Here is a 7,164-nt window from a genome sequence, read left to right as displayed (position 1 = left end):
TGCGGGGGGCGGCGGGGGTGTGACGGCGGGCCCCGTGTGCCGCCGTGACCGGCGGACGGATCCCGGCCGCCGGGTCAGTTCCCGTAGAGCTCCCGGTACGAGGGGAAGACGCCGCCGGGGCCGTCCACCGACTCCGCGGCCAGCACGGCGTTGACGACGGCCCGGGTGAGCACGTCGGCGCCGGCACCGAGGATCTCGTCCAGTGCCAGGGCCTCCACGTGGGGGCCGAACGCCGGGTCGGCGGGGCCCTCTTGAGGGGTGAGCGGGCGGGCGGTGGTGGAGAGGGCGAAGACCGTGTCGCCGTCGGCGAGCAGGTGCACCGGGCGTATCGCGCGGGCCAGGCCGTCATGGGCGCTGCCGGCGAGCTTCTGGGCCTGGCCGCGGGTGAGGGCGGCGTCGGTGGCGACCACGGCGAGGGCGGTGTTGAGGGGCGGGCGGACCGAGCCGGCGGAACGGGCCGCGGAGGCCGCTCTGGCGTCCGCCAGGCGGCGTTGGGCGGCGGCGTGGACGTCGGGGTCGGGCAGCGCGCCGTACGCCTCGTACAGGCGGCCGTAGAGGGCTCCGGTGCGGGGGTCGGCCACCGAGCCCGCGGCGTTGACCGCGGCCAGCGCGGCGACGGTGGCGCCGGAGGGCAGCACCGCGCTCGCGGTGCCGACGCCGCCCTTGAGGCCGCCCGCCACGGCGCCCGTGCCGGCGCCGGTGTTGCCCTGGGCGACGGGGGACCCGGGCGCCGTACGGGCCGCGGCCTCGGCTGCCGCGCGGCCCAGGGCGGCGTCGGGGCGGGCCCGCCACGCGCCGCCGCGGCCCAGGTCGAAGAGGGCGGCGGCGGGGACGACGGGGACGACCTGGGCGGGGTTCGGGCCGACGCGGAAGCCGCGGCCCCGGTCCTCCAGCCAGCCGGCGACACCCGACGCGGCGTCGAGGCCGAAGGCGGAGCCGCCGGTCAGGACGACGGCCTCGATGCGCTGGACGAGGTTGCGGGGGTCGAGGGCGTCGGTCTCCCGGGTGCCCGGACCGCCGCCGCGGACGTCGACGGCCGCGACCACGCCGCCCTCCGGGGCGAGGACGACGGTGGTGCCGGTGAGCCAGCCGTCGCCGGTGCGCCGGGCGTGGCCGACCCGCAGGCCGTGGACGTCGGTCAGTGCGTCATGCGGTCCCCGGGGGTGCGGTGCGCCCCCGCCCTCCTGCTGCTGCCGGGCATCGGTCATGGGCCATGCGTACCACGCGCCGTGCGGTCAGCGGCCGGCCGGGCCCATCACGATGACCGGATGCAGCGCCGGGTCGAGGGTGCGCAGCAGTTGGCGCATCACCTCGGGCCTGAGGCTGATACAGCCCTGGGTGGGGCCGTCGTGGTCGACGTGCAGCCAGACGCCGCCGCCGCGCGCGTCGCCCAGGGGCCGCCGGCCGTCCAGCGGGGAGGAGCCCGGGACGCGGTTGTAGTTGATGGCGATGACGTAGTCGAAGGCCCCGGCCAGCGGCTCGCCCTCGACGCCGGTGCCGTGGGCGACGAAGTTCTCGTTGTGGTCGTAGGGGAGCTTGGTGCCCGCGGGGGCGGGCAGCCGGCCGCCGGCGTCGGTGAGGGTGTAGACGCCCTGGGGGGAGCGCAGATCGCCGTAGCGGTGGTCGTCGGTCCAGCCGTGCGCGGCGTTGTGCGCGGCCCAGGTGGGGCCGGGCTCCCAGATGTCCGCGCCCTCTTGGCGGGTGTAGAGGACGACCCGGGAGTCGTACGATTCGGGGTTCTTGCCGGTGACGATCAGGATCTGGCGGGTGCCGGCCGGTATGCGCTTGCGGGCGGCGTCGCTCAGTTCCGGGATGGCGCGCAGGCCGCCGGCGGCCGCGGCGTGCCGGCCGGCGGGGGGATTCGGGCCGGCCACCGTCCGGAGCGAGCCGCTCTTCGCGTCCGGCCGGCTGCTGTGCTCGTCGCCCGAGGCCGGCCAGGCCCACAGAGCGGTGCCGACGAGCGTGGAGACGGCAAGGCCGCTCACGGCCTTGCTGCGCCGGGACAGTCTCTTGCGCGCACGGGACTGAGCGTGGCGGGCGGCCATGTCTGGCGTCTCCTCAGGTACGGACGGGTGAACGGCCCGTGGGCCCTCCGCGAGGGCGGTTCCGCGAGCAGCCCAGGTATAAAAAGGGCAATCTGCACCCTACCGCGTTCCCGTGGTGCCGCTTCCGCCGGTGCGGGTGAACGGTGGAGGGGTTGAGGATGCCGTCCGGAACCGGTGGGGCCTTTGGTGGGGGAATGGGGGGATTGGGGCGTGGCGTTGGGTGCGGGAGCCCGCGGGGGCGGTGCCGCGGTGATCCCCGAAGATGGCCGGAATGTGTGCCAAGTGGGGCTATTGCGCGACGAGTTGAGAGCCTTGCCCGGCGGTCGTGTCGCGTTCGTCACGTCCCGCGCCGGCGTCCCGCGCGGGCGGGTGCCGCGTACGGCCGTTCGGCACGCTAAAGGGGGACCGCGCGACCGGCCGGAGCCCTCACGCCCGCGACCGGGGATCGGCCGACCGGCGGCCGGTCACTCCTCCTCCAGGGCAGTGCCCTGGCGGGCCGTCAGGGTGACGCCCACCGCGACCGTGGCCGCCGCCACCAGGCCCGCCGCCGGCACCGCGCCGTGCCCGGCGAACGTGCACGCCAGGACCAGGACCGCGGCCACCGGCAGCACCAGCTGCTGGGCCGGGCCGCGCTTCTGGTGCCGGGAGTGGATCAGCCACACCGTGGCCATGTACAGCGCACCCGGCACCGTGACGCAGGCGGCTGCCGCGAACGCCGACAGATGCGCCGTGCCCACCGACTCCTCCACCGCCACCTCGATGCCCGCGCCGATCGCCGCGGCCGAGCCGAACACCAGGTAGTGGCCGTAGCCCCAGAGGAACGCCTGGCGGTTGGAGCGCAGGTGGAGGTGGATGGGGACGGCGAAGTAGATCCAGTACGCGGCGAAGACCAGCAGCAGACCGCCGGCCGCGATCGGCAGCAGCACGCCCGGCTCCTCGTGCCGGTCCAGTGCCGACTGCACCGCCACGGTCGCCGCCGAGACCGTCTCGCCCAGCACGATGATGGTGAACAGGCCGTAGCGCTCGGCGATGTGGTGCGGATGCCAGCTCGTCTGCCGCCGCCGTTCGGCCAGCGCCGGCACCGACAGCTCCAGCAGGCCCATCACCACGAACACCCAGGGGGCGTCGCCGGCCGGCAGGAACAGCAGCGCCAGCCAGCCGACCTGGCAGGCTGTCACCCCGGCCGCGTAATGCAGCGCGGTACGCCGCTCGGCTCCCTGGGCGCCGTGCCCGGCGCGCAGCCACTGGGTGACCATGGCCAGCCGCATCACCAGGTAGCCGAACCAGACGAGGCGGAAGTCGCCGGCCGTGAAGGCGCGCGGGATGCCCGCGGCGAGGACCAGCACACCGGCGATCTGGACCAGGGTCACCACCCGGTACAGCACGTCGTCGGTGTCGTACGCCGACGAGAACCAGCTGAAGTTGACCCACGCCCACCAGACGGCGAAGAACAGCATCAGGTAGCCGACGATGCCGTGGCCGGGATGCCCCTCGGCGAGGTCGTGCACCAACTGGCGGCCGGCCTGGGCGATCGCCACGACGAAGCAGAGGTCGAAGAACAGCTCCAGCGGGGTGGCGGCGCGGTGCGCCTCATCCCGGCTGCGCGCACGCATCAGGACGGTCACGGCAGGCCAGCACCTCTCGTCGGCGCCTCCGGTGGGGTGGGTTCAGTACAACGCGGGCCGGCCGGAGCGGCGGCATTACGGGGCCGCGGCGTGTCGTGCGTACGGGGCGCGGCGCGGCGGACCCGCGCGGCACCCCGCGTCCCGCCCCGTCCGCCGCCGCGTCACCGCGCGACGGCCGCCGCTCAGGGCCTGTCCGACGGGGCACGGCCGGGCAGGCCCTACTCCGCGACCGCCTCCACGATCGACGGGAACGCCGGCGTCGGCAGCACCCGGGTCAGGCGGAAGCCGCTGTCCGACAGCAGCGAGGCGAGGTCGTCGGCGTTGCGCTCCTTGCCGTCCAGCAGCGCCAGCGCCGCGATGTCCAGCGTCTTGCCGAAGTGCGGGGCGTTGCCGGGCGGCAGCACGCAGTCGACGACCAGGAGGCGGCTGCCGGTGGCCGTCGCGGCGCGGCAGCTGCGCAGGATGCGGCGGCAGTCGCCGTCCGGCCAGTCGTGCAGGACGTGCTTGAGGACGTAGAGGTCGCCGCCCTCGGGGACCTCGGTGAAGAAGTCGCCCTCCCGGGTCTGCCAGCGGCCCTTGAGGTCGTCGGAGTCCAGCAGGTGGTGCGCCAGCGGCGGCGCCTGGTCGAAGAGGACACCGGTCAGCTGCGGATGGCGGCGCAGCACGGCCCGCAGCAGCCCGCCGCGGCCCCCGCCGACGTCGACGACGGTGCCGGTCTCGGGGAACGGGTACGCGGCGGCCACCGCCTCGTCCACCGGGGCGGCCAGCGCCGCCATGCCGTCGTCGAACAGCTCCCGCTTGGCCGGATCCGACGCCAGATGCGAGAGGAGCGGCGCGCCGAAGACCCGCTCGAAGGCGGCGCCCCCGTCCCGTACCGCCTCGGGCAGCCCGGCCGAGGCGCGCAGGTAGAGGTCGTCGGTGGTGAGCAGCACGGCGGTGTGCAGGGAGTCGGGGACGTCGGTGCGCAGCGGTCGGGCGGCCGGCGTGAGCTGGTAGGCGCCCGAGGCGTCCTCGCGGAAGATGCCGCGGGCGGCGAGGTACCGCAGCACGCGGCGCAGGTGCGGGGCGTGCGTGTCGGTGGCGGCGGCGAGTTGTTCGGGGGTGCGCGGGCCCGCGGCGAGGTGGTCGGCGATGCGGTACCGGGCGGCGGTGCGCAGCGCTGCGGAGAAGAGATGCCCCATGGCCTGGTCCATGAGGTGGGTCGCGATGTCGGCGGGATCGCCCGCCGGCCGGGTGGGTGGAATGGCCAACGTCAGCCTCCGGTCGTCGGCTCGGTCATGCGTCGCTGCACGGTCGCAGGCGTGGTGATCCACCGTTGCAGGCGGGGGCGGTGGTGTCACGGGGCGAGGGGTGGCAATCCGCCAACTCCGGCCGCCCGGGGGCGGATCCGGCCCGGGGCCCGCCGGGGGCCGGACGTACCGCGCCGCGCGACGGGGGCTGACCGCGGCGGCGCCCCGTGGTCGAATGCCCCGTATGAGCGACAGCGACAGCAGCGACAACACCGGCCCGTCCCTTCCCGCCTCCGTCCTGGAACCGCTCGATGCCCGCCTCGCGGACCTCGTGGCGCTCTACGAAGACCTCCACCGGCACCCGGAACTCGGCTTCCAGGAGACCCGTACGGCCGCCGAGGCCGCCCGCCGGCTGACCGCCCACGGCTACGACGTCACGACCGGCATCGGCGTCACCGGCGTCGCCGGTGTGCTGCACAACGGTCCGGGCCCGGTGGTCCTGCTGCGGGCCGACATGGACGCGCTGCCGGTGGCCGAGCAGTCCGGGCTGCCGTACGCCTCCACCGTCCCGGGCCGGATGCACGCCTGCGGGCACGACATGCATGTGACCTGCCTGCTGGGCGCCGCGGATCTGCTCGCGGCGGGCCGCGACCGCTGGTCGGGCACGCTGGTGGTGGTCTTCCAGCCCGCCGAGGAGGTCGGCAGCGGCGCCCGCGCGATGCTGGACGACGGCCTCTACAGCAAGGGGCTGGTGCCCACGCCCGATGTGGTGCTGGCGCAGCATGTCGCCCCGTTCGGCGCGGGGTTGATCGCGTCCTGCCCGGGGGCCTGCATGGCCGCGGCCGACAGCCTGGAGATCACCTTCCACGGCACCGGCGGCCACGGCTCGCGGCCCGAGACGACCGTCGACCCGATCCTCATGGCGGCGGCGTTCGTGCAGCGGGTGCAGTCGGTGGTGGCGCGGGAGATCGCGGCCAAGGAGCAGGCGGTGGTCACCGTCGGCGCGTTCCACGCCGGGGACACCGCCAACGTGATCCCGGACCGGGCCGTCGTACGGCTCAGCGTGCGCACCTTCGACGACACGGTCCGGACCGCGGTGCTGGCCGCCGTCGACCGGATCGCGCGCGCCGAGGCAGCGGCGTCCGGCGCCGAGCGGGAGCCGGAGACGGTGGTGCTGGACTCCTTCCCGGTGACCGTCAACGACGCCGCCACGCTGCGGCAGGTCAACGAGACCTTCGCCGAACTCTTCGGCGAGCAGCGGGTGTTCGGCTATCCGCCGGCGACCGGCAGCGAGGACGCCGGGCTGCTGGCGACCGCCGCCGAGGCGCCGCTGTACTACTGGTGGCTGGGCGGCTGGAACCCGGAGGAGTTCCACACCGCACTGGCCGCCGGGCGGCTCTCCCGGGACATCCCCTCCAACCACTCACCGCACTTCGCCCCGGTCGTGCAGCCGACGCTCACCATGGGCGTCCAGGCGCTGACGGCCGCGGCGCTCAACCGGCTGGCACGGCCTTAGGAGCCGGGTTGGTGCGCCTTCGATGCCGAGGTTCGCCCCTTTGACCTTGTCCCTGGGGGAAGCCCCAGCATCGGTGGCGCCGGGCGAGGTGCCCGGTACGAGGAGGACGGCCGGTCCCGGCGCGCCGCGGCGGCCGGGCCGGCGGACGGGGAGCGCATGGACGGGGGACGCATGGACGGGGAGCTGCTGACCATCGGGGCGTTCGCACGGGCGTCCCGGCTCTCGCCGAAGGCGCTGCGCCTGTACGACGAGCTGGGCCTGCTGACCCCCGTCCACGTCGACCCGCACAGCGGCTACCGCCACTACGCCCCGGCCCAGCTGGAGCGCGCGCGGCTGGTCGCCTGGCTGCGCCGGCTCGGCATGCCGCTGGCCCGCATCCGCGAGGTGTGCGAGCTGGCACCGGGCGCGGCGGCCCACGCGGTCGCCGCGTACTGGGCGCAGGTCGAGGCCGATGTCGCCGCCCGCCGGGACCTGGCCGCCTTCCTCGTCGACCAGCTGGAGAGGGAGAACACCGCCATGACCGCACACCCGACCCCCTCGGCGCCGCTGACGATGCGCGTCGCCGCACTGACCGACCGCGGACTGGTCCGCCCCGCCAACCAGGATGCCGCCTACGCCGGTTCGCGCCTGCTGGCGGTCGCCGACGGCTACGGCCCGCGCGGCGGCCCGGCCGCCACCGCCGCCGTCGAGGCGCTGAAGGCCCTGGAGGACCAGGACCTGACCTCGGCCGACCTGCCGGCCGCCCTGGA

Annotated in this window: 6 protein-coding genes; 2 read left to right on the top strand and 4 right to left on the bottom strand. The window is 75.5% G+C overall.

What is annotated here, in order from left to right:
• Positions 1-74: 74 nt before the first annotated feature.
• From RZ84_RS14985 to RZ84_RS14970, 4 genes are all read right to left on the bottom strand, one after another.
• A complete protein-coding gene (locus RZ84_RS14985) occupies positions 75-1,208 on the bottom strand; it encodes a P1 family peptidase (protein WP_052229945.1) in 1,134 nt (377 codons plus the stop codon).
• A 27-nt stretch (positions 1,209-1,235) separates the two neighbouring features.
• Complete coding sequence (locus tag RZ84_RS14980) at positions 1,236-2,045, bottom strand: L,D-transpeptidase family protein (protein WP_043264753.1); 810 nt, start codon at positions 2,043-2,045, stop codon at positions 1,236-1,238.
• A gap of 464 nt (positions 2,046-2,509) precedes the next feature.
• Entirely contained in the window at positions 2,510-3,670 is a 1,161-nt protein-coding gene (locus tag RZ84_RS14975; RefSeq protein WP_043264752.1) for a low temperature requirement protein A, read from the bottom strand.
• A gap of 218 nt (positions 3,671-3,888) precedes the next feature.
• On the bottom strand, positions 3,889-4,920 hold the full coding sequence (locus tag RZ84_RS14970; protein WP_043264751.1) for a methyltransferase: 1,032 nt from the start codon (positions 4,918-4,920) through the stop codon (positions 3,889-3,891).
• A gap of 223 nt (positions 4,921-5,143) precedes the next feature.
• Between RZ84_RS14970 and RZ84_RS14965 the strand changes: the two genes are divergently transcribed.
• Both RZ84_RS14965 and RZ84_RS41105 read left to right on the top strand, forming a co-directional pair.
• Positions 5,144-6,415: an amidohydrolase gene (locus tag RZ84_RS14965; RefSeq protein ID WP_043264750.1), complete on the top strand. Its 1,272-nt coding sequence runs from the start codon at positions 5,144-5,146 to the stop codon at positions 6,413-6,415.
• 156 nt (positions 6,416-6,571) lie between these two features.
• A partial coding sequence (locus tag RZ84_RS41105; RefSeq protein ID WP_241777712.1) for a MerR family transcriptional regulator occupies positions 6,572-7,164 on the top strand: 593 nt, incomplete at its 3' end.

This window comes from Streptomyces sp. CT34, assembly GCF_000805335.1.
Classification (GTDB): Bacteria; Actinomycetota; Actinomycetes; order Streptomycetales; family Streptomycetaceae; genus Streptomyces.
Note: the sequence above shows the minus strand (reverse complement) of the source record. Positions and strands in the feature narration are given on the sequence as shown.